Origin of the sequence: Cryobacterium sp. TMT3-29-2, assembly GCF_004564305.1 — a bacterium.
Lineage (GTDB): Bacteria > Actinomycetota > Actinomycetes > Actinomycetales > Microbacteriaceae > Cryobacterium > Cryobacterium sinapicolor.
The window spans coordinates 1-19,504 of sequence record NZ_SOGK01000085.1 but is presented as its reverse complement, the minus strand read 5'-3'; the positions used below and the strand labels follow the sequence as shown (position 1 = coordinate 19,504).

Genomic DNA, 19,504 nt, shown 5'->3' with positions numbered 1-19,504 from the left:
GCACGGCCAACGGTACTCCCGTAGACTTTTTTGATGACGGATGCGGAGTCCCTCGGCAATCCCTTCGCCCTTCCCGGCGCGAAGAAACCGCGCGTCGGCTGGTACGACGTGAACGGATGCCGGCTGTACGCCGAGCTGCGCGGCGCCGGTCCGTCGCTGCTCATCATCGGCGCCGCCAGCGACGACGCCGAGATGTTCCGGCCGATCGCCGAGCGCCTGACCGAGTTCACCGTGGTGACGTGGGATCCCCGCGGCACCGGGCGCAGCAGCCGCGAGGGCTGGCCGTGTGATTCGGCTCGGCACGCCGACGACGCTGCGGTGTTGCTCCAGCAGCTGGGTCTCGCGCCTTCCGCGGTCTTCGGCGCGAGCGCCGGCGGGATCGTGGCGCTGCAGCTTGCGCTGCGGCATCCGTCGCTCGTGCGCCAGGTGCTCGCCTACGAACCAGGGTATTTTCGGCGCACCGCGACGGGGGCCACCCTGCTGGCCCAAGTCAACAACGCCGTGCGGATGCACCTGGTAGCCCACCCAGGTGACTGGGCCGGCGCCATGACGCTCCTGTCGCACGTTGCCGCGCAGTCAACCGAACGGAATTCAGCACCCGGCGACCGAACCTCGGACCTGCTCGATGCCCCGGCAGGGCTCGACTGGTATGCCGAGCGCGGCGCCGCCCTGGCCGAGAACCTGATCCGGGACGACCTGCAGCGCACGAACGAGACCGTACGGCCCGAGGAATTGGCCGCCTCCGAGGCCGACATCCGGTTCTGCGCCGGCACCGAGTCGCCGCCGGTCTTCCGGGAGATCGTGGCGGAGCTGACCTGCCTGCGCCGGCGGCCGGGCACCGACGATCCCCGGCAGGCAGACAGTGTTCCGGGCGCCGGCCATCTCGCCTATTTCACACCGNCCCCCCCCCCCCCCCCCCCCCCCCCCCCCCCCCCCCCCCCCCCCCCCCCCCCCCCCCCCCCCCCCCCCCCCCCCCCCCCCCCCCCCCCCCCCCCCCCCCCCCCCCCCCCCCCCCCCCCCCCCCCCCCCCCCCCCCCCCCCCCCCCCCCCCCCCCCGATGCCGGTGTCAACCGTCAGAACCGAAACGCCCCGGCCCTCCGGGTACCGTCATAGCCGCCCGTCGGCGCGGCCAGCCCGAATAGCGCGCCGACTGTGGGTGCCACATCGATCGTGTGCACCGGCTCGCAGGAATCCGGAGCCCTCGGACACTTCCCAGTCCACCGTGACAGCAGGGCCGAGCCCCGAGCCGGGCAGCGCATCGGGCATCGGGGTGACCCGGGTCCAGATCAGCACGCTGTCCGGCAGAGGGTCTCCGGAAGCGACCCCGTGCCGGAAGTCAGGGACCACCGCGGAATCAGCGGCTTGGGCGGGCCTGGCCTGACCAGCGCTTGCAGCAGCACCGGCAAAGGCTATGACGCCGGCGGATCGCAGCAGATCTCGTCTATTGAAAGGACTCATGCCCCCAGTCTGGGGGTGCAGATTCGCGGCGCTGTGCGCTTCTGTTGCCTGTTCACCTCGTGTTCCGGGAGGGTTCTTCGGAGGTCCATTGCCTGCACCGCGTCAGCGTGGGTCGAATAGCCTGCGCGGCCGTCACCCCTGCCCGCCTTTCCGGGTGCGCGCCACCAATGCACGGTTTCCGGCCGAAGGCTCACCCGAAGGCCTGCGGCAGGGTCGGCGGGATGTTGTGGTTCAGTCGGAAGAAGTTGTCCGGGTCCCAGGCTCGTTTGAGGGCGCTGAGGCGCTGGAGTTTCGCGGGTCCGAAGACGGCTAGGGCGGCGGCAGCCGGGTCCAGGTCCGGTTCCGCCCCAAGGAAGTTCAGGTACTGGCCACCCGAGGCGAACGGCTCCATCTCCGCGGCGAATCCGCGCACGAACGCGATCCGGGCCTCGTCGTCGGCGGCATCGGGCCAGAAGCCGTAGATGTTCAGCCAAAACCGCGCCGCCCGGTTTGGGAACGGGGTGGTGTTCTCGTCGACCCGAGCGACCGCTCCGCCCATGTGGTGGATGTCGAATCCCGTCCCCCGCCAGGTCTGTTCGGCCGCCCGGCGTGTGATGACCTCGATCACGTCGTCATCGAGCCGGTCGAAGGACGTGTTCTTCCAGTACCCGCGCACGCCCTTCGGGAAGAGGTCGTCGACGGCCGACTGCCAGTCGGTCCAGCGGGCCCGCTCGACGTCCTCGACGTCGGGCGGCACCGCCCGGCGCAGTCGGTCCACGACCTCCTCGCCCGCCGCCTGGTCCAGTGACGCCCAGGCGAAACCGAACAGCATCAGCGGGTCGTCCCCCAGTTCCCAGTCGGGCGACGGCACCATGAAGCTGATGATCGAGGTCAGTTCGTCCGGCAGGTCGCGCGTCCAGGCGTCGAAGGCGCGCAGAGCCTCCGGCCAGCGGGCCCGACCGTAGACGAGGTTGCCGGAGAGCACCCTCGCGGGCAGCGGATGCGCCCGGAAGGTGAACGTGGACACCACCCCGAAGTTGCCGCCGCCTCCACGCAGCCCCCAGAGCAGCTCGGCATTCTCGCCGTCGCTCGCCACCACCAGTTCTCCCGTCGCGGTTACGAGCTCGGCCCCGACCAGGTTGTCGACGGTGAGACCGTGGGCGCGGGTCAGCCAGCCGACCCCGCCGCCCAGGGTCAATCCGGCCACCCCGGTTCCGGAGACGACTCCGACCGGTACCGCCAGACCGTAGGGCTCGGTGGCCCGGTCGAGATCGGCGAGGGTGGCACCGGGCTGGGCGCGCACGGTATTGGTGCGGTGATTCACCTCGACCGCCCTCAGCCCGCCCAGGTCGAGCACGAGACCGCCGTCGACCGTGCCGTTGCCGGCCACGTTGTGGCCGCCGCCCCGCACCGCAAGCGGGAGGCCGCGGGTGCGCGCGAACTGCACCGCCGGGCCGATGTCGCCCGCATCGGCAGCCCGCACGACCGCGACCGGGCGCCGGTCGACCATGCCGTTCCAGACCCGTCGGGCCTCGTCGTAACCCGGATCGCCGACGGTGATCACACGACCGGAAATATGCCTCTGCAGGTCGTGCACCTCGTTGTCGGACTGAGGATGCCTGCCCTGCTGCCTGGAAGCCTGCTTGCCCATGGAATACCACCTGCGATTGTCATCGTCGATGTCTGTTGGCCGCGCGGGAAGACGTGAATGCGGCCGGGTTCATCCGCTGGGAACAATGCTAGACAGCGGCACCTGCAGCGGCAAGCACTCCGCACTTATCCTCCGCTCAAGCAGCCTTTTAACGCGACAACGGGGCCAATCGAGTGGATTGGCCCCGCTGTGGATGCGCGCTTGGGTGTTAGCGCGCGGCTTCACCGTCGGTGTAGTCGTCATCGGCGGAGGCGTTCCAGGCGAACAGCTTGCGCAGCTCGCGACCGGTGGCTTCGATCGGGTGCTCTTCGCCCTTCTTGCGCAGTGCGAGGAACTCCGGTGCTCCGGCGTCCTGGTCCGCGATGAAGCGGGCCGCGAAGGCGCCGTTCTGGATGTCGGCGAGAACGGCCTTCATGTTCTCCTTCACGTGGGCGTCGATGACGCGCGGGCCGGAGACGTAGTCGCCGTACTCGGCGGTGTCGGAGACGCTCCAACGCTGCTTGGCGATGCCGCCCTCCCACATCAGGTCGACGATGAGCTTGAGCTCGTGCAGCACCTCGAAGTAGGCGACCTGCGGCTGGTAGCCGGCCTCGGTGAGAACCTCGAAGCCGTACTGGATCAGCTGTGACGCGCCGCCGCAGAGCACGGCCTGCTCGCCGAACAGGTCCGTTTCGGTCTCTTCGGTGAACGTGGTCTTGATGCCGGCGGCGCGCAGGCCACCGATCGCCTTGGCGTAGCTGAGGGTGAGCGGCCAGGCGGCGCCCGACGCATCCTTCTCCACGGCGACGATCACGGGAACGCCGCGGCCGGCCTCGTATTCGCGGCGCACGGTGTGGCCCGGTCCCTTGGGCGCGACCATGACGACGTCGATGCCCTCGGGGGCCTTGATGTAGCCGAAACGGATGTTGAAGCCGTGTCCGAAGACGAGGGCCTTGCCCGCGGCGAGGTTCGGCAGCACGTCGTCGGCGAACAGGTGACGCTGCACCTGGTCGGGCGCCAGGATGACGATGACGTCGGCCCAGGCGGATGCCTCGGCGGTGCTGAGAACGGTGAAGCCGGCTTCTTCGGCCTTGGCCTTGGACTTCGAACCGTCCTTGAGGCCGATGACGACCTCGACACCCGAGTCGCGCAGGTTCTGTGCGTGGGCGTGGCCCTGCGAGCCGTAGCCGATGACGGCCACCTTCTTGCCCTGGATGATCGAGAGGTCGGCGTCTTTGTCGTAGTAAATCTCAGACACGAGTAAATGTTCTCCTTGTTGTTGTCGTCGGTGGTCGTGTCTCGACAGGCTCGACCACCGGGATCCCGGTGGTCGAGTTGGTCGAGACCGGTTAGTTCTTGAAGATGCGCTCGCTGATCGATTTCGACCCGCGGCCGATGGCGAGCAGACCGGACTGGGCGATTTCCTTGATCCCGTAGGGCTCGAGCACGCGCAGCAGAGCCTGTGTCTTGCCGGAGTCGCCGGTGACCTCGATGACGACGGCGTCGACGGACACGTCGACGACGCGGGCGCGGAACAGGGTCACGGCTTCGAGCACCATTGACCGGGTCGTGTTGTCGGCTCGCACCTTGACGAGCAGATGTTCGCGCTGGACCGACTGGGCCGGGTCGAGTTCGACGATCTTGATGACGTTGATCAGCTTGTTCAGCTGCTTGGTCACCTGTTCCAGCGGCGCGTCTTCGACGTCGACGAGGATCGTGATGCGGGAGAGGCCCGGCACCTCGGTGTGGCCGACCGCGAGGCTCTCGATGTTGAAGCCGCGCCGGGCGAAGAGTCCGGCGACCCGCGTGAGCAGGCCCGGCTTGTCCTCGACGAGGAGGCTGAGAACGTGGGTGCTCACGGGTTATTCCTCTTCCCAGGTCGGTGCGTGATCCTTGGCGTACTGCACATAGCTGTTGCTGACGCCCTGCGGGACCATTGGCCAGACCATGGCGTCACGGCTCACGATGAAGTCGATCACCACCGGTCGGTCGTTGGTGGCCAGCGCCAGCTTGATGGCGTCGTCGACCTGGTCGGGGCTGGTGACCCGGATGGCGAGGGCGCCGTAGGCCTCGGACAGCTTCACGAAGTCCGGCACCATGGCGGAGCCGTGCCCGGTGTGCAGATCGGTGAAGGAGTGCCGTCCGTCGTAGAACAGGGTCTGCCACTGGCGCACCATACCCAGCGAGGAGTTGTTGATGATGGCGACCTTGATCGGGATGTTGTTGATGGTGCAGGTGGCCAGCTCCTGGTTGGTCATCTGGAAGCATCCGTCGCCGTCGATCGACCAGACCACGCGGTCGGGCTCGGCGACCTTGGCACCCATCGCGGCGGGGATGGAGTAGCCCATCGTGCCTGCTCCCCCGGAGTTGAGCCAGGAGTTGGGGCGCTCGTACTTGATGAACTGGGCCGCCCACATCTGGTGCTGGCCGACGCCGGCCGCGTAGACGGCTTCCGGCCCGGTCAGCTCGCCGATGCGCTGGATCACGAACTGCGGGCTCATCAGGCCGTCGGTCGGCTCGGAGTAGCCCAGCGGGAACTCGTCGCGCAGACCCTTGAGGTAGGTCCACCAGACGCTGACGTCGGGCGTCGTCGTGGTGATCGCGGCCGCGTAGGCGACGGTCAGGTCGGCGATGACCTCCTTCGCGTCACCGACGATGGGCACGTCGGCGGCGCGGATCTTACCGATCTCCGCGGGGTCGATGTCGACGTGCACGATCGTGGCGTGCGGCGCGAACTCGGAGACCTTGCCGGTGACCCGATCGTCGAAGCGGGAGCCGAGCGCGATGATGAGGTCTGCCTCCTGCAATGCGAGCACTGCGGAGACGGTTCCGTGCATGCCGGGCATGCCCAGGTGCTGGTCGTGCGAGTCAGGGAACGCGCCACGCGCCATCAGCGTGGTGACGACGGGCGTCTTGCTCAGTTCGGCGAAGGTGAGAAGTTCTTCCGACGCGCGGGCACGGATGACGCCGCCACCCACGTAGAGGACGGGCTTCTTGGCCTCGGCGAGCAGCTGGGCCGCGGCCTGCACCTGCTTGCCGTGGGGTTTGGTGACCGGTCGATAGCCGGGCAGGTCGAGCTTGGGCGGCCAGATGAACGGTGCGCTCTTCTGCTGGGCGTCCTTGGTGATGTCCACCAGCACCGGGCCGGGCCGACCTGTGGAGGCGATCAAGTGCGCCGAGGCGATGGCCGCCGGGATGTCCTCGGGGCGCTTGACCAGGAAGGAGTGCTTCGTGATCGGCATGGTGATGCCGACGATGTCGGCCTCCTGGAAGGCATCCGTGCCCATCAGGGTCGAGAAGACCTGGCCGGTGATGCAGAGGATCGGCACCGAGTCCATGTAGGCGTCGGCGATGGCCGTGACCAGGTTGGTGGCGCCGGGACCGGAGGTGGCGATGGCCACCCCGACGCGGTTGCTCGCCGAGGCGTAGCCCTCCGCGGCGTGCCCGGCGCCCTGCTCGTGCCGCACCAGGATGTGCCGGATGGCGGTCTGGCTCATCAGCTCGTCGTAGAGCGGGATGACGGCGCCGCCCGGCAGGCCGAAGACGTCGGTGACACCCAACAGTTCCAGCGAGCGGATGATCGCGCCGGAACCCGTGAGGATTTCCGGTGTGCCTGAATCAGGTGCCGCAGCGGATGCGGCAGGCGAGGGTGATGGCGATGGCACGGGAGTTTCCGCGGTCATGTGATCAGTTCCCTAGTTCGATGACGAATGGTGAGTGCTAGCCCGTGACGGCGCCGACGGCCGCAGACTGGACGAGCTTCGAGTACTTTGCGAGAACGCCCCGGGTGTAGCGCGGAGGCAGAGGTGCCCAGCCAACACTCCGGGCGGCCAGCTCATCAGGGTCGACCAGTAGGTCGAGCGTGCGAGCTGCGATATCGACCCGTATCAGATCACCATCGCGCACGAAGGCGATTGGACCTGCGTCCACCGCTTCGGGTGCTATATGGCCGATGCACAGTCCGGTTGTGCCGCCTGAGAATCGACCGTCCGTTAAGAGTAGTACATCGGCGCCGAGCCCGGCGCCCTTGATGGCGGCGGTGATCGAGAGCATCTCCCGCATTCCGGGCCCGCCCTTCGGACCCTCGTAGCGGATGACGACGACGTCGCCCTTCCGGATCTCGCCCGCGGTGAGCGCATCCATGGCGGCGCGCTCGCGTTCGAACACGCGCGCGGGTCCCTCGAAGATGTCGGAGTCGAAGCCGGCGGTCTTGACGACGGCTCCCTCGGGGGCGATCGAGCCCTTGAGGATGGTGATTCCGCCGCTGGCGTGGATGGGGTTGTCGAGGGTGCGCAGCACCGTGCCGTCGAGCTCGGGCGGGTCGATCTCGGCGAGGTTCTCGGCGACGGTCTTGCCGGTCACGGTGAGTGCGTCGCCGTGGATGAGGCCGGCCTCGAGCAGTGCTCGCATCACGGCCGGCACGCCGCCGTGACGGTCGACGTCGTTCATGACGTACTTGCCGAACGGCTTGAGGTCACCGATGTGAGGCACCTTGTCGCCGATGCGGTTGAAGTCGTCGAGGGTGAGCTCGACCTCGGCCTCGTTCGCGATGGCGAGCAGGTGCAGCACCACGTTGGTGGAGCCGCCGAACGCCATCGCCACCGCGATCGCGTTCTCGAAGGCCTTGCGGGTGAGGATGTCCCGGGCCGTGATCCCGAGGCGCAGCAGGTTGACGACGGCCTCGCCGGAGCGGCGCGCGTAGTAGTCCCGACGGCGGTCGGCTGAGGCCGGGGACGCGGAGCCGGGCAGGCTCATGCCGAGGGCCTCAGCCACACTGGCCATGGTGTTGGCGGTGTACATGCCGCCGCAGGCACCCTCGCCGGGGGCGAAGGCGCACTCGATGCGCTTGGCGTCGGCCGCGGACATCCGCCCGGCCTTGACGGCGCCGACCGCCTCGAAGGAGTCGATGATGGTGATGTCTTTTTCGGTGCCGTCGGAGAGCTTGACCCAGCCGGGGGCGATCGACCCGGCGTAGAGGAAGACGCTGGCCAGGTCGAGGCGGGCCGCGGCCATCAGCATGCCGGGGAGCGACTTGTCGCAGCCGGCCAGCAGCACGGAGCCGTCGAGGCGCTCGGCCTGCATGACGACCTCGACCGAGTCGGCGATGACCTCACGGGAGACGAGGGAGAAGTGCATGCCCTCGTGGCCCATCGAGATGCCGTCAGAGACCGAGATGGTGCCGAACTGCAGTGGGTAGCCGCCGCCGCCGTGCACGCCTTCCTTGGCGGCCTGCGCGAGGCGGTCCAGGGAGAGGTTGCAGGGCGTGATCTCGTTCCACGAACTGGCGATGCCAATCTGGGGTTTGTCCCAGTCGGCGTCTCCCATACCGACGGCCCGGAGCATCCCACGCGAGGTGGTGGCTTCGATTCCGTCGGTGACGTCGCGGCTGCGCGGCTTCATGTCGATCTCAGTCATGCACTGAGTCTAGAACGTCCGCTGAGCACGGACCGTCGCCCGGGGCTCACGCTCCGGCGGCGGCGTCCCGCTCGGCCGCGACGGCCGCACGCTGGTCGGCGATGAGGCCCAGCACCAGCGGCACGTCTTCCGGGCCGCGCACGCGGTAGCCGGCGAGCGAGTCGCCGGCCCCGATCTTGAGGCCGACGTCGCCGGGCCGCAGCACGGCGAAGGCGTCCTCGTCGGTGGTGTCGTCACCGGCGTAGAAGACCAGGTCGGCGCCCGTGTGCCGGCGCAGCCGCTCGAGGGCGTCGCCCTTGGTGCTGGAGCGCACCGCGAACTCGATCACATCCTTGCCGTCCCGCACGGTCAGGCCGGGCAGCAGCTCGCCCAGTTCCTCACGCGCGGCCTTCTGCGCGGCCGCCGCGTTCCGTTGCGTCGCCAGCCGGGTGTGCAGGGCGAGGCCGGCCGGTTTGCGTTCGATCCAGGTTCCATCGACGCTGCCGGAGATGCGCTCCAGCACCTCGGCCAGGGCGTCCAGCTGCTCGAGTTCCGCGGTGACGAGGTCGAGCTCGATCTCGGGAGTGTCCAGCTGCACCTCGATCCCGTGCGAGCCGGTGAGGAGCACGCCGGTCTGCGGCTGCGACACATGCTGCAGGCTGACCAGGGCCCGGCCGGAGACGAACGCGACCCGCACGCCGTCCAGGTCGAGCAGTCGCTGCACGGCCTCCCGGGTGCCGGCCACGGCGCGCGCGTCTTCGGGCTTGTCGACGTGAGGGGCGAGGGTCCCGTCGAAGTCGAGGGCCACCAGGATGTTGTCGGCCCGGCTGAGATCCTTCAGCGCGCCGGTCAGGGTGTCGGGGATCCCGGGACGCACGGCGGCTCCTTCGGTCAGGGTGCGGAGGAAAGAGGAGGACCAGGCGGCGACATCGTTGTCGAAGACCTTGCGGCGGAGCGCGCGCATCCGTCGCAGCCGTTCCTGTCGCGGCATCGCGATGGCCCGGAGGATGGCGGCCTTCACGCCGTCGATGTCGTGCGGGTTGATCAGCACGGCCTGTTTGAGCTCGTCGGCGGCGCCGGCGAACTCGCTCAGCACCAACACGCCGTCCCGGTCGAAGCGCACGGCCACGTATTCCTTGGCGACGAGGTTCATGCCGTCGCGTAGCGCGGTGACCAGCATCACGTCGGCGGCGAGGTAGAGCGCCACCATTTCCTCGCGCGGGTAGCCGTGGTGGTGGTAGCTGATGGCTGTGTGGCTGATGGTGGAGAAGTCGCCGTTGAGGCGGCCGACGGCCAGTTCGATCTCGTCGCGCAGGGCGATGTAGGGGCCGACGCGTTCCCGGGAGGGGCTGGCCACCTGCACCAGGGTAACGTCTTCCACGCTCAGCCTGCCGTCGGCGAGCAACTCGCCGTATGCCTTGATGCGGTGGGCGATGCCCTTGGTGTAGTCGAGCCGGTCCACGCCCAGCATGATCGTCTTGGGGTTGCCGAGGTCTTCCCGGATCTGGCGGGCGCGTTCCTGGATCTCGGGGCGCCGCGCCAGTTCCTCGTAGGCGGCCGCGTCGATGGAGATCGGGAAGTGCTTGGCGATCACCCGGCGGTGCGTGCCCTCGGGGGCAGGAACGTCGATGGCGACGCCGCGGGTCGGGTAGCCGTAGAGGCGGCGCACGGCGCGGGAGAAGTTGCCTGCGTCCGCGAGGCGCTGGAAGCCGATCAGGTCGGCGCCGAGCAGACCGTCGAGGATCTGCTTGCGCCAGGGCAACTGGGCGTAGATCCCGTACGGCGGGAAGGGAATGTGGTTGAAAAAGCCGATCACGAGGTCGGGGCGCGCGTCGCGCAGCATCCGTGGCACCAGCTGCAACTGGTAGTCGTGCACCCACACCGTGGCCCCGGGGGCAGCGGCGGCTGCGGCGGCTTCGGCGAAGCGCCGGTTCACCCGCACGTAGGCCTCCCACCATTTGCGGTGGTAGCGCGGCGGGGCGATCACGTCGTGGTACAGCGGCCAGATGGTGTCGTTGGAGAAGCCCTCGTAGTACTCCTCCAGCTCCGATTCGCTGAGCCGCACCGGGACGATGGAGATGCCGTCGTTCTCGAACGGCTCGAACGTGCGGTCGGCGATGCCGGGCCACCCGACCCAGGCTCCGTCGGAGCTGCGCATCATGGGCTCGAGGGCGGTGACCAGGCCGCCGGGCGAGGTACGCCAGCCCTCGGTCCCGTCGTCGTCGACCTCAATCTCGACCGGGAGACGGTTGGAGACCACGACCAACGAGTAGGTGGGGTTCGGGGCGGCGGATGCCAGGGGGTCAGCTGAAGAGGTAATGGTATCGTCCGTTCCGGCTGGTGCAGAGCGCGCCCGCCTTGCTGGACTCCCAAGGCTACCAGCGGGTCGGAAAGGCTTGCCGGGCGGGCCTTTCGGTCACCTCCGGCGCGGCATGGTGACAACTCAAAGGTAACGAGCGTATTTTGGCCGTTGGATCGTGTCGTCTTGTGACGCGACTCCCCGATTCTTGTTCGATCAAAGGCGGACCCATGGACCTGAGTTTTCTGTTGAGCTGGGTGCTGATCGTCTTCGCGACCATCAGCCTCGTTGTCTTCGTCTCATTCTTCGTTCTGGTGCGAACGCTGTACAAGCGCATTCGCCGCAGCCGGGCGCTGTCCGGAGCGGTGCTGCGTTCTCGCACCCGCCTCAGCTGGGGCCCGCAACACGAGGTTCTGAAGCTGCAGTTGCGACTGCAGGAATCCCTCGATAGCGGGCAGGCGGCCGTCGGGCTGGCCCGGAGCAGTCAGGGCCCGCTCGGTGAACTTCCGCGACTCTTCCGGCGCATTGCCGGTGAAGGCGTGACGCTGCAATCCCAGTTGCGGCTGCTGACCAGCGAAACCGATCGCGCCGTGCTCGCCGAGGAGCTGTCGGTGGCCCGCCGCCGCGTCGACCAGGTGGCCGGTCTGGTGCGCCGACTACGTTCCACCGTCGCCACCGGTCTCGGGGACCTCACCGATGATTCCCTCACCACGCTGCACACAGACGTCGACCAGGAGGTGGCCGCACTCAGAGCCGGCGTCGATGAGTTGCGCGGTCTCAACGGCGACCCCCTCAGCGGCGACCGCAACGGCGACCGCAACCGGCCCGACGGGTTGACCATTCCGCGTCGACCGATGTCCATGGATCGTCTCGGCAGAAAGAATGAATCATGAGTTTCAGTTCGCGCCTGCGCGTCATCCTTCGCAGCAAGTCCAACCGCGCGCTGACTCAGCTGGAGGACCCCCGCGAGGCCCTCGACGACAGCTATGAGCAGCAGGTGAAGATGCTCCAGCAGGTTCGGCTGGGGCTGGCCGAGGTCGCGACGGCAAAGAAGCGGATCGAGCTGCAGGGCCAGGAAATGGGCGGTCGTTACCAGCGCCTCGCCGACCAGGCCCAGGAGGCTCTGAACCAGGGCAGGGAGGACCTGGCCCGCACGGCCTTGGAACGCCGCTCACTCCTGGAGGGTCAGGTCGCCGCGATCCGCAACCAGTACCTCGCGTTGGCGCAACAGCAGGCGCAGCTGCAGGACAACGAGCGGCGCCTCGCCGAGCGGATCGCGGCCTTCCGCACCGAGAAGGAGACGATCAAGGCCACCTACGCCGCCTCCGAGGCTCGGGTCAAGGCGAACGAAGCCGCAGCGGGTATCGGCTCGCAGATGGGCACGGTCGGCACCGACCTCGACCGGGCGAAGGACCGGGTCGCCCAGATGCAGGCACGGGCCGCCGCCACCGACGAGCTGCTGTCCAGCGGCGCCCTGAGCGACGTCACGGCCGCGCCCGACGCGGACCTCGAGCGGCAGCTGTCGGATGGTGCGACCAGAGCGGATGTCGACCGCCAGCTTCAGGCGATGAAGAGCGCCCGCGCCGCCGACCAGGGCCACGGCGCTCGCGCTCGCGGCGGAACCGACGCCTGGCTGAGCATCGGCCAGGCCCCGACCACCCCCTGACCCGGTGCGCCCCTGACCCGGTTCGCCCCTGACCCGGTTCGCCACTGACCCGGTTCGTCGCGGGGCCGAGCGGAGGGCGTGGTGGATGCCCGATCCGCGGAATCGCTGCCGCGAGTCCAGCGGGTGTCGTGGCTAACTCAGGAGATCCAGCCGGGCCGCGCCGGGAATCCGCACTGGTTCCGCACTGCTCCGCGGCAGCCGGGCGACCCGGGCGGCGGATGTCCTGAGTTGGCCCCAGAAGCGAGCCCGGCCGCGCCTCACCCACGGTTATTTCAGGAGAGACACGATCCCCGTCGAATGCGGTCGGGGCGGGTTCGTTCCGGTCGCGTCCGCGTCAGCTGCGAGCCTGCGCCAGCCCGAACGACCGGGCGCCGCGCCGGCTGGCGACGGTCCCATATGAGGCCAGAACGCTCACCACGGCGAAGATCACCAGGATGGCCGCCGGCCCGCCGGCGCTGGTGCCTCCCCCGGAGACGATGGCCTGCATCCCCTGCACCGCCCAGGTCAGCGGCAGGAACGGGCTGATCATCTGGAACGGTGCGGACACCAGCTCGATGGGGTAGAGCCCGCCCACCGCGGTGAGCTGCAACGCGAGCAGCACCAGGGAGACCACGATCCCGACCCGGCCGAAGGCCGCCGTGAGGAAGTGGTGCAGGGCCGCGAACACAAACGCGAGGAACACCGCGAAGGCCAGGGTCGACGGCAGAATCGACCACGAGACGCCGAGCGTGCTGTGCAGCAGCAGCACTACGACCACGGCCTGCGCCGCGGCGATGCCGAACGCGCGGCCGAGGCTGCGGACCACGAGGCCGCCGGTCGACGCGGTCGACGCCAGCGCGATCGCGGATAGCGGCTTCATCACCAGGAAGATGGCCAGGGCGCCGATCCACAGGCCGATCGGCACGAAGACCATGCCGATGACCGGGCCGATCGACGCGAAGGCGTTGTCACGCTCCACGGTGATGCCGACCGGTTCGGAAACGACCGCGGCGGTCGCCTCCGGGTCGGTATCGGTGAGCGGGGCCGCACTGTCCGCGCCTTCCTGCAGTCCCCCGGCGAGTTCGGCCGCTCCCGATTCGAGCAGGCGCGCGCCCGCGGCGGCATCCGTTGTGCCGGTGGCCAGCTGCGAGAGGCCGGTGGAGACGCCGGCGACCCCGGCGGCGAGGTCACTGGCGCCGCCGCGCAGGTCGCCGCCCCCGGCGGCGAGTTGGCTCGCACCGTCGGCGCTTTGGGAGAGACCACCGAGCACACCCTCGATGCCGGGCCCAGCCTGGCCGATGCCGGGGCTCTGCGCTGCAAGGGCGTCGAGTCCACCCTGGAGCTGCTGCAGGGCCGGCGCGTAGTCGGCGACCCGCGAGTCGCTCTGCATGAGGGCGTTCAGCTGCCGAAATCCGTCGGCGCTGTCCTGCACCCCGGCCGCGTAGGCCGGCAGGCCGGTCGCAAGCGGGGCCAGTCCGGCCGCGCCCGCTTGAAGCCGGGTCAGGCCGTCGCTCAGTCCGGTGACGCCCTGGGTGTACTCGGTCACGCCGGAGGAGAAGGATGCGGCGCCGGTCGCGGCCGACGAGGCGCCGGATGCCGCGGCGGCCGTTCCGCCGGCCAGCGACTCGAGGCCGGTGGCCACCCCGGTGACCCCGGTCGAAACCTGCGCGGCGCCATCCGCCGCCTGGGTCAGGGACTCGCCCAGCACCGCCAGGTTCGTGTAGAGCCCGTTCAGGTACTGCGAGGTGATCTCGCGACCGAAGACGCCCGACATGGCGGTGCCCACCGATTGGGCCACCGATCCGGCCAGGAACGAGTGCGCGTCATCGGTACGGATGCCGAGGTCGGCCTGAGTGGGAGTCGCCCCGCCCAGCGAGGTCACCGACGCCGAGAAGTCCTCCGGGATCGTGAGCACCGCGTAGGCGTCACCGGAAGCCAGGGCGGCCGCGGCATCCGTGGAGTTGGAGATGGTCCAGGCGAATCCGGTGGCGTTGGACCCGTCGCCGGACGGCTTGGTGAGTTCGGTCACCAGCATGCGGCCGGCGAGCACCGGCTGCTCAGTGCCGTCGGGCAGGGTGGAGGTGACAATCTCGTCGTTGTTGACGACGATCGCCGGCAGCGTGTCCACGCGCTGGTCGGCGGTGGCAAGGGCCGCGGCGAAGAGGCCGGCCACGGCGAGCGGCACCACGATCAGGCCCGCCAGCAGGGCCCCGAAAGCCCCTCGGCGTTGCCCGGGCGTGCGGCTGAACAGTTTCTCAAGCCTGGTGCTCATCGCTTCAGTGCCTTTCGGTCAAGGGAATCAAGGTCGAGAGTCTGCAGCGGGCGGGCGCCACGGTAGACCGGGGTGGCCTCGGAGAAGGAGGCGGCACCGAGGATCAGGGTGGTCGACGCCGGAGCGAGGGTCGCCAGCACCTGCACGAGATCGCGTCCCGCCGGGTCGACCGGCAGCCCCTCGCCCAGGTCCACGATGACGACTCCCGGAGTCTCGGTGAGCGCCGCCGCCACGAGCACCGTGGCGCGGCCCAGGGCCGAGAGTGACGACACGGTCGTGCCGGCGACGATCGGGCCGGAGGCACGACCGCTCGACGTGGTGCCGAGTGCGCCGTTGAGTCGTGTGAGCCAGTCGGCGAGCTGGGAGCGTCGCGACGCGGCGCGGTACCACGGATGCGCCAGGTCCAGCCGTTCGGCCAGCAACTCCCCCACGGTGAGCCCGTTATCGCGGCTGTCGCCCACGTCGGCGAGTGCCACCGCGCGGAGGGCGCGGCTGCGCTCGGACGGCAACGGGGAACCCGTGACCTGGATGCGGCCGAACACCGGGTCGAGCCGGCCGGCGAGCGTTGCGGCGACGACGCGGCGATGTGTGGCGGAACCGGTCAGTACCACCACCGTGCCGGCGTCGATGGCGAGGTTCAGCGGCCCGAAGGGGCTCTCCGGCAGTCCGAAGACGGCCCCCTCGGCGGTGATGGCGTGCGTTTGGCTGGTGGCCCACTCTTTGTCGGCCAGGTGCTGACGCAGACCCTCACCCTCGATGTCGACGTTGGGAAGGATGCGGGAGAGCCAGCGCGGCAGCCACCAGGCGGCGTCGCCGGCGAGGGCCATCGCGGCCGGGACCAGCGTCATCCGCACCAGGAACGCGTCGAGGAAGACTCCGACGGCCAGTGCGAAGGCGATGCCCTTGATCGCCCCTGTGCCCTCGGGCACAAACGCGAAGAAGACGAAGAACATGATCAGGGCGGCGGCCGTGACCACCCGGGCGGCGTGGGAGAACCCGTGCACGATGGATTCACGGGCCAGGCCGGTTTTCACGAACTCCTCCCGCATGCCGGAGACGAGGAACACCTCGTAGTCCATGGCCAAGCCGAAGAGCACGGCCATCAGCAGGATGGGCAGGAAGCTCAGGATCGGCCCGGGGGTCTCCACCCCGAGCAACTCGGAGAACCAGCCCCACTGGAAGATCGCCACGGTCGCGCCGATCGACGCGGCCACCGACAGGAGGAATCCGAGTGCCGCCTTGATCGGCACGAAGATCGAGCGGAACACCATGGTCAGCAGGATGATCGAGAGCCCCACCACGATCAGGGCGAACGGCACGAGCGCGTTGCTGAGGCGGTTGGAGATGTCGATCCCCACGGCGGTCGCGCCGGTCACGGCGATGGGCGTGCCCAGGTCGTTGTCGATCGAGGGGGCGAGATCACGGATGGCCTGCACGAGCGCCTTGGTCTCAGGCGCGTTCGGTGCGCTGTCGGGCATGACCTGGATGATGGCGGTGTCGACGGTCGGGTTCGGGGTCCCCTTGCCGACGAAGGCGACGTCGGGCAGGGTGCGGAGGGCCGCGCCGATGGTATCCAGGTCACCGAAGATGTCCGTCGTCTGGGTAATGTCGACGACGACGATCAGTGGTCCGTTGTAGCCGGGCCCGAAACCCTCCTCGAGCATGGTGAACGCCTCGCGCTGCGTCGAACCTTCCGGTTCGGACGCCCCGTCGGGCAGGTTGAGGTCGAGGCTGAGCGCCGGGACCGCCAGCGTGCCGAGCACGCCGACGACGAGGAGCACGGCCACGACGGGCGCCTTGAGCACGAGGTTCACCCAGCGGTGGCCCAGGGTGGGCCGGCCGGTGTCGGGCCGGGTGGCCCGGCGGTGCGCGCGGCTTCCGGTCTTCGGGGTGAGACGTCCCTTGGCGAGGCCGAGTACGGCGGGGAGGAGCGTGACCGCCACGAAGATCGAGATCAGCACGGCGAAGGCCGCGCCCAGCCCCATCACGCTGAGGAACGGGATTCCCACCACGAGCAGCCCGAGCAGGGCGATGATCACTGTGATCCCGGCGAAGACGACGGCACTGCCGGCGGTGGCCACGGCCGTGGCCGCCGAGTCGTGCGGTTCGGCGCCGTTGGCGAGCTGTGTTCGGTGCCGCGACAGGATGAAGAGCGCGTAGTCGATGCCGACGGCGAGCCCGAGCATCAGGGCGAGCATGGGGGCCGTGCTCGAGACCGGCACGAACGCGGAGATCACGGTGATGCCGCCAATGGCGACTCCAACGCCGATCAGGGCCATCAACAGCGGCATCCCGGCGGACACGAGCGATCCGAAGGTGATCACCAGCACCACGCCGGCGAAGATCAGGCCCAGCACTTCGGAGACGGTGATGCCGAAGGTGTTGTCCGCGAAGACCTGGCCGCCGAACGCGACCTCGAGGCCGGCCGCCTCGGCGATGTCCCGCGTACCGGTCACCGCGGCGAGGGTTTCCTCGGTGACGTCGGTCGACAGGCCGGACAGCTGCACCTGGCTGAACGCGCTCTCCGAGTCCTCCGAGATCGCGCCCGATGCAAATTCGTCATAGGGCGTGAGCACCGAGTCGACGCCGGCGACGTCCGCGAGCTCGGCCGCCATGTCGACGATGGCCGTGCGATAGGGCTCGTCAGTGACGGATGCTCCGTCCGGGGTCGAGTAGACCACCTGCACCGCGGCGCCGGCCGCCTGGGGGAACACCGCGCCGAGCTTGTCGATGGTGTCCTGTGATTCCGTGCCGGGAATCGCGTAGGACTCCTGGGTCTGGCCGCCGAGGGCAACCCCGACGCCGAGGATCCCGACCAGCAAGATGGCCCAGATGCCAAGCACCAGCCCCGCGCGCCGGTAGGCGAAGTGGCCGATTCGATAGAGGAGGGTTGCCATGGGTGCTACTTCCGGGACGGGGTGGTGCGAACGGTGACGGGGGCGAGCAACTCGGTGATGACGGACAGGAGCGCAGGGCGGATCTCCTCCTCCGGGGCGATCTCCTCGCCGAGGAAGGTCATGCCGGCCACCAGGGTGTAGGCGGCGCCGCCAAGGGCGATGCCGAAACGGATGCGGTCTTCCGTGCTGGCATCGCCGTGGCAGAGCGTGTCGGACAGGCGCACGATCAGAACACCGGCCCGGTCGATCACCGGGATGCCGCGCAGCGACTGGGACTGGTTGATGAAGGTGTGCAGCTCAAGGCGGAATTCGAGGATGAAGTCGATGAAGTCGTTCACGAACCGGCTCCGGGAGAGGGCACTCTCCTCGGTGGCGAGGAACCGTTCGAGTATGGCCTCCAGCCGGTCGACCGCGGGAGTGAGCACCTCGTCGAGGAGCGCTTCCTTGGAAGCGAAGTGGTAGAGCACGCTCGACTTGGAGTAGCCGGCGGCGTCGGCGATCTGCTGCAGCGAGGTGCCGGCGAAACCGACCGAGGCGAACTGTTCCAACGCTGTCGCCCGCAGTTCCACACTGGCGCTTTGGCGGTTGTGCGGGGGCTGGGGCAGTACGGGCTCGGGAGTCACCCGATAACGCTAGCTGACCGATCGGTCAGAGTCTGTCCGATCGGTCAGATTGTCGGGTAACGCGCAGCCGGGCAACTTCCCGGTAGCGTTAGGCGCGGAGGTCTTCATGCGAAAGTTCATTTTCAGCAGTGCAATCATCGGCGTGCTCGCCGGCGGTTGGAACATTCTGAGCGCCACGCGCACCGGTCCGCGAGACTGGCGACTGGCGCTGATGTGGATCGGCTGGCTGCTCAGCGCAGCCGTCGCCATCGGAACCGTCATCCAGGACGCCGACGAACGCCGGATCGAGGGCTGACTCCCCGATCCGTCGGCGTGTCAGCAGAGGCGGTGCCGCACCGGACGGCAGACTGAGAAGATCATGGGAACGTTAGCCGAAAGGGGCTCCCGATGTTTGGTCGACGACGTCGCGTCGAACCGGTCGCACCGGTCATTCCCCCGCACGTTCCCGAGCTCAGTGACGCGCAGGTTTTCGAGCTTCTGCACACCCAGATCGCCCGCCTCGTGGGTGCCCAGGGTCAGTGGACGCTGGTTCCGCGCAGCAGCGACGACACCGACGTAATCTTCCACGGCCTGAAGGCGAATCAGATCGCCTCGTCCCTGGCCACTGTGCTCCGCACCGAGACCGCCGCACTGCGCGGCGAGGTCGTCGCCGAGCCCACCGCACTCCCCTTCACTCCCGCCCCGATCACCGTCTGGGCGGCCCCGGAGCGCACTGCCGTGAAGGCGCCTTCACCCACCGAGGCGGTCACTCTGCCACGCTTCACCGCCGGGCCTTCGACGGACCACGCCCGCCTCGTGGCCTGATCCACGCCCTCGCCTTCCGAGCGTCCGTCGACGGTTGAGCCCGCCAACCTGACCCTCGGTGGTTGAGCCCGCCGAAACCCGGCGACCCGATCTGTCACGGCTCCCATGCCCCGAAGGTTGAGCCTGCCGAATCCCGGCGACCCACCCCGGTGGTCGAGCCTGCCGAGACCCGGTGCACCGCCACCCGAAGCCGCCCGTCCCGGTGGTCGAGCCCGCCGAGACCCGGTGCACCGCCACCCGAAGCCGCCCACCCCGGTGGTCGAGCCCGTCGAGACCCGATGCACCCACCCGAAGCCGCCCACCCCGGTGCTCGATCCTGCCGAGACCCGATGCACCGCCACCCGAAGGCTCCCGTCCCGGTGGTCGAGCCCGCCGAGACCCGGTGCACCGCCACCCGAAGGTTCCCGTCCCGGTGGTTGAGCCTGTCGAGACCCGGTGCACCGCCTCCGAAGGTTCCCACCCCGGTGGTTGAGCCTGTCGAAACCAGGGACCAGAGGCCTGGA

Annotated in this window: 15 protein-coding genes and 1 pseudogene; 5 read left to right on the top strand and 11 right to left on the bottom strand. The window is 69.1% G+C overall.

Annotated elements, in window-relative coordinates:
• Positions 1–33: 33 nt before the first annotated feature.
• Positions 34–390, top strand: a pseudogene (locus E3O67_RS17825) (alpha/beta fold hydrolase); the annotation flags it as partial.
• Positions 391–591: 201 nt separating this feature from the next.
• Here the strand turns inward: E3O67_RS17825 and E3O67_RS17455 are convergent.
• The 8 genes from E3O67_RS17455 to E3O67_RS09770 all read right to left on the bottom strand — a co-directional run bounded on the left by E3O67_RS17455 (position 592) and on the right by E3O67_RS09770 (position 10,781).
• The gene (locus E3O67_RS17455; RefSeq protein WP_241982101.1) at positions 592–882 is read right to left on the bottom strand and encodes a hypothetical protein; all 291 of its coding nucleotides are present in this window, start codon (positions 880–882) and stop codon (positions 592–594) included.
• A 225-nt stretch (positions 883–1,107) separates the two neighbouring features.
• Positions 1,108–1,458 carry a PhoD-like phosphatase N-terminal domain-containing protein gene (locus E3O67_RS09800; RefSeq protein ID WP_198418970.1) on the bottom strand — a complete coding sequence of 117 codons (351 nt, stop codon included), beginning with the start codon at positions 1,456–1,458 and terminating at the stop codon, positions 1,108–1,110.
• A 190-nt stretch (positions 1,459–1,648) separates the two neighbouring features.
• A complete protein-coding gene (locus tag E3O67_RS09795) occupies positions 1,649–3,088 on the bottom strand; it encodes an FAD-binding oxidoreductase (protein ID WP_135102593.1) in 1,440 nt (479 codons plus the stop codon).
• A 208-nt stretch (positions 3,089–3,296) separates the two neighbouring features.
• The gene (ilvC, locus tag E3O67_RS09790; RefSeq protein WP_134428733.1) at positions 3,297–4,373 is read right to left on the bottom strand and encodes a ketol-acid reductoisomerase; all 1,077 of its coding nucleotides are present in this window, start codon (positions 4,371–4,373) and stop codon (positions 3,297–3,299) included.
• 43 nt (positions 4,374–4,416) lie between these two features.
• A complete protein-coding gene (ilvN, locus tag E3O67_RS09785) occupies positions 4,417–4,926 on the bottom strand; it encodes an acetolactate synthase small subunit (protein ID WP_134428732.1) in 510 nt (169 codons plus the stop codon).
• Positions 4,927–4,929: 3 nt separating this feature from the next.
• On the bottom strand, positions 4,930–6,750 hold the full coding sequence (locus tag E3O67_RS09780) for an acetolactate synthase large subunit (RefSeq protein WP_134428731.1): 1,821 nt from the start codon (positions 6,748–6,750) through the stop codon (positions 4,930–4,932).
• 37 nt (positions 6,751–6,787) lie between these two features.
• Positions 6,788–8,482, bottom strand: a complete 1,695-nt coding sequence (gene ilvD, locus E3O67_RS09775) for a dihydroxy-acid dehydratase (RefSeq protein ID WP_134428730.1) — start codon at positions 8,480–8,482, stop codon at positions 6,788–6,790.
• Positions 8,483–8,528: 46 nt separating this feature from the next.
• Positions 8,529–10,781 carry a bifunctional alpha,alpha-trehalose-phosphate synthase (UDP-forming)/trehalose-phosphatase gene (locus E3O67_RS09770; protein ID WP_135102592.1) on the bottom strand — a complete coding sequence of 751 codons (2,253 nt, stop codon included), beginning with the start codon at positions 10,779–10,781 and terminating at the stop codon, positions 8,529–8,531.
• A gap of 209 nt (positions 10,782–10,990) precedes the next feature.
• On the opposite strand from E3O67_RS09770, the gene E3O67_RS09765 reads away from it, so the two are divergent.
• The gene (locus E3O67_RS09765; RefSeq protein WP_134428728.1) at positions 10,991–11,653 is read left to right on the top strand and encodes a hypothetical protein; all 663 of its coding nucleotides are present in this window, start codon (positions 10,991–10,993) and stop codon (positions 11,651–11,653) included.
• Complete coding sequence (locus E3O67_RS09760; RefSeq protein ID WP_134428727.1) at positions 11,650–12,426, top strand: PspA/IM30 family protein; 777 nt, start codon at positions 11,650–11,652, stop codon at positions 12,424–12,426. Before E3O67_RS09765 ends, E3O67_RS09760 begins: the two co-directional genes overlap by 4 nt.
• Before the next feature lie 334 nt (positions 12,427–12,760).
• Here the strand turns inward: E3O67_RS09760 and E3O67_RS09755 are convergent, their stop codons facing one another.
• The 3 genes from E3O67_RS09755 to E3O67_RS09745 are packed head-to-tail and all read right to left on the bottom strand — an operon-like array spanning position 12,761 to position 18,197.
• Positions 12,761–14,677 carry a YhgE/Pip family protein gene (locus E3O67_RS09755; RefSeq protein ID WP_134428726.1) on the bottom strand — a complete coding sequence of 639 codons (1,917 nt, stop codon included), beginning with the start codon at positions 14,675–14,677 and terminating at the stop codon, positions 12,761–12,763.
• Positions 14,674–17,574 (bottom strand): MMPL family transporter, encoded by a 2,901-nt coding sequence (locus tag E3O67_RS09750; RefSeq protein WP_135102591.1) that lies wholly within the window; start codon positions 17,572–17,574, stop codon positions 14,674–14,676. The genes E3O67_RS09755 and E3O67_RS09750 overlap by 4 nt, the downstream gene beginning before the upstream one ends.
• A gap of 5 nt (positions 17,575–17,579) precedes the next feature.
• Positions 17,580–18,197 (bottom strand): TetR/AcrR family transcriptional regulator, encoded by a 618-nt coding sequence (locus tag E3O67_RS09745; protein ID WP_241979181.1) that lies wholly within the window; start codon positions 18,195–18,197, stop codon positions 17,580–17,582.
• Between the two features lie 106 nt (positions 18,198–18,303).
• Here E3O67_RS09745 and E3O67_RS09740 point away from each other — a divergent pair, with 106 nt between their 5' ends.
• Positions 18,304–18,492, top strand: a complete 189-nt coding sequence (locus E3O67_RS09740) for a hypothetical protein (protein ID WP_134428724.1) — start codon at positions 18,304–18,306, stop codon at positions 18,490–18,492.
• A gap of 92 nt (positions 18,493–18,584) precedes the next feature.
• Positions 18,585–19,001, top strand: coding sequence for a hypothetical protein (locus E3O67_RS09735; protein WP_135102590.1), 417 nt, complete (start codon positions 18,585–18,587; stop codon positions 18,999–19,001).
• Positions 19,002–19,504 lie beyond the last annotated feature (503 nt).

Coding starts and splice junctions, on each gene's coding strand:
- E3O67_RS17455 (WP_241982101.1), bottom strand. CDS start 882: ATGGCCGGCGCCCGGAACACTGTCTGCCTGCCGGGGATCGTCGGTGCC.
- E3O67_RS09800 (WP_198418970.1), bottom strand. CDS start 1,458: ATGAGTCCTTTCAATAGACGAGATCTGCTGCGATCCGCCGGCGTCATA.
- E3O67_RS09795 (WP_135102593.1), bottom strand. CDS start 3,088: ATGGGCAAGCAGGCTTCCAGGCAGCAGGGCAGGCATCCTCAGTCCGAC.
- E3O67_RS09780 (WP_134428731.1), bottom strand. CDS start 6,750: ATGACCGCGGAAACTCCCGTGCCATCGCCATCACCCTCGCCTGCCGCA.
- ilvD (WP_134428730.1), bottom strand. CDS start 8,482: ATGACTGAGATCGACATGAAGCCGCGCAGCCGCGACGTCACCGACGGA.
- E3O67_RS09765 (WP_134428728.1), top strand. CDS start 10,991: ATGGACCTGAGTTTTCTGTTGAGCTGGGTGCTGATCGTCTTCGCGACC.
- E3O67_RS09760 (WP_134428727.1), top strand. CDS start 11,650: ATGAGTTTCAGTTCGCGCCTGCGCGTCATCCTTCGCAGCAAGTCCAAC.
- E3O67_RS09755 (WP_134428726.1), bottom strand. CDS start 14,677: ATGAGCACCAGGCTTGAGAAACTGTTCAGCCGCACGCCCGGGCAACGC.
- E3O67_RS09750 (WP_135102591.1), bottom strand. CDS start 17,574: ATGGCAACCCTCCTCTATCGAATCGGCCACTTCGCCTACCGGCGCGCG.
- E3O67_RS09740 (WP_134428724.1), top strand. CDS start 18,304: ATGCGAAAGTTCATTTTCAGCAGTGCAATCATCGGCGTGCTCGCCGGC.
- E3O67_RS09735 (WP_135102590.1), top strand. CDS start 18,585: ATGTTTGGTCGACGACGTCGCGTCGAACCGGTCGCACCGGTCATTCCC.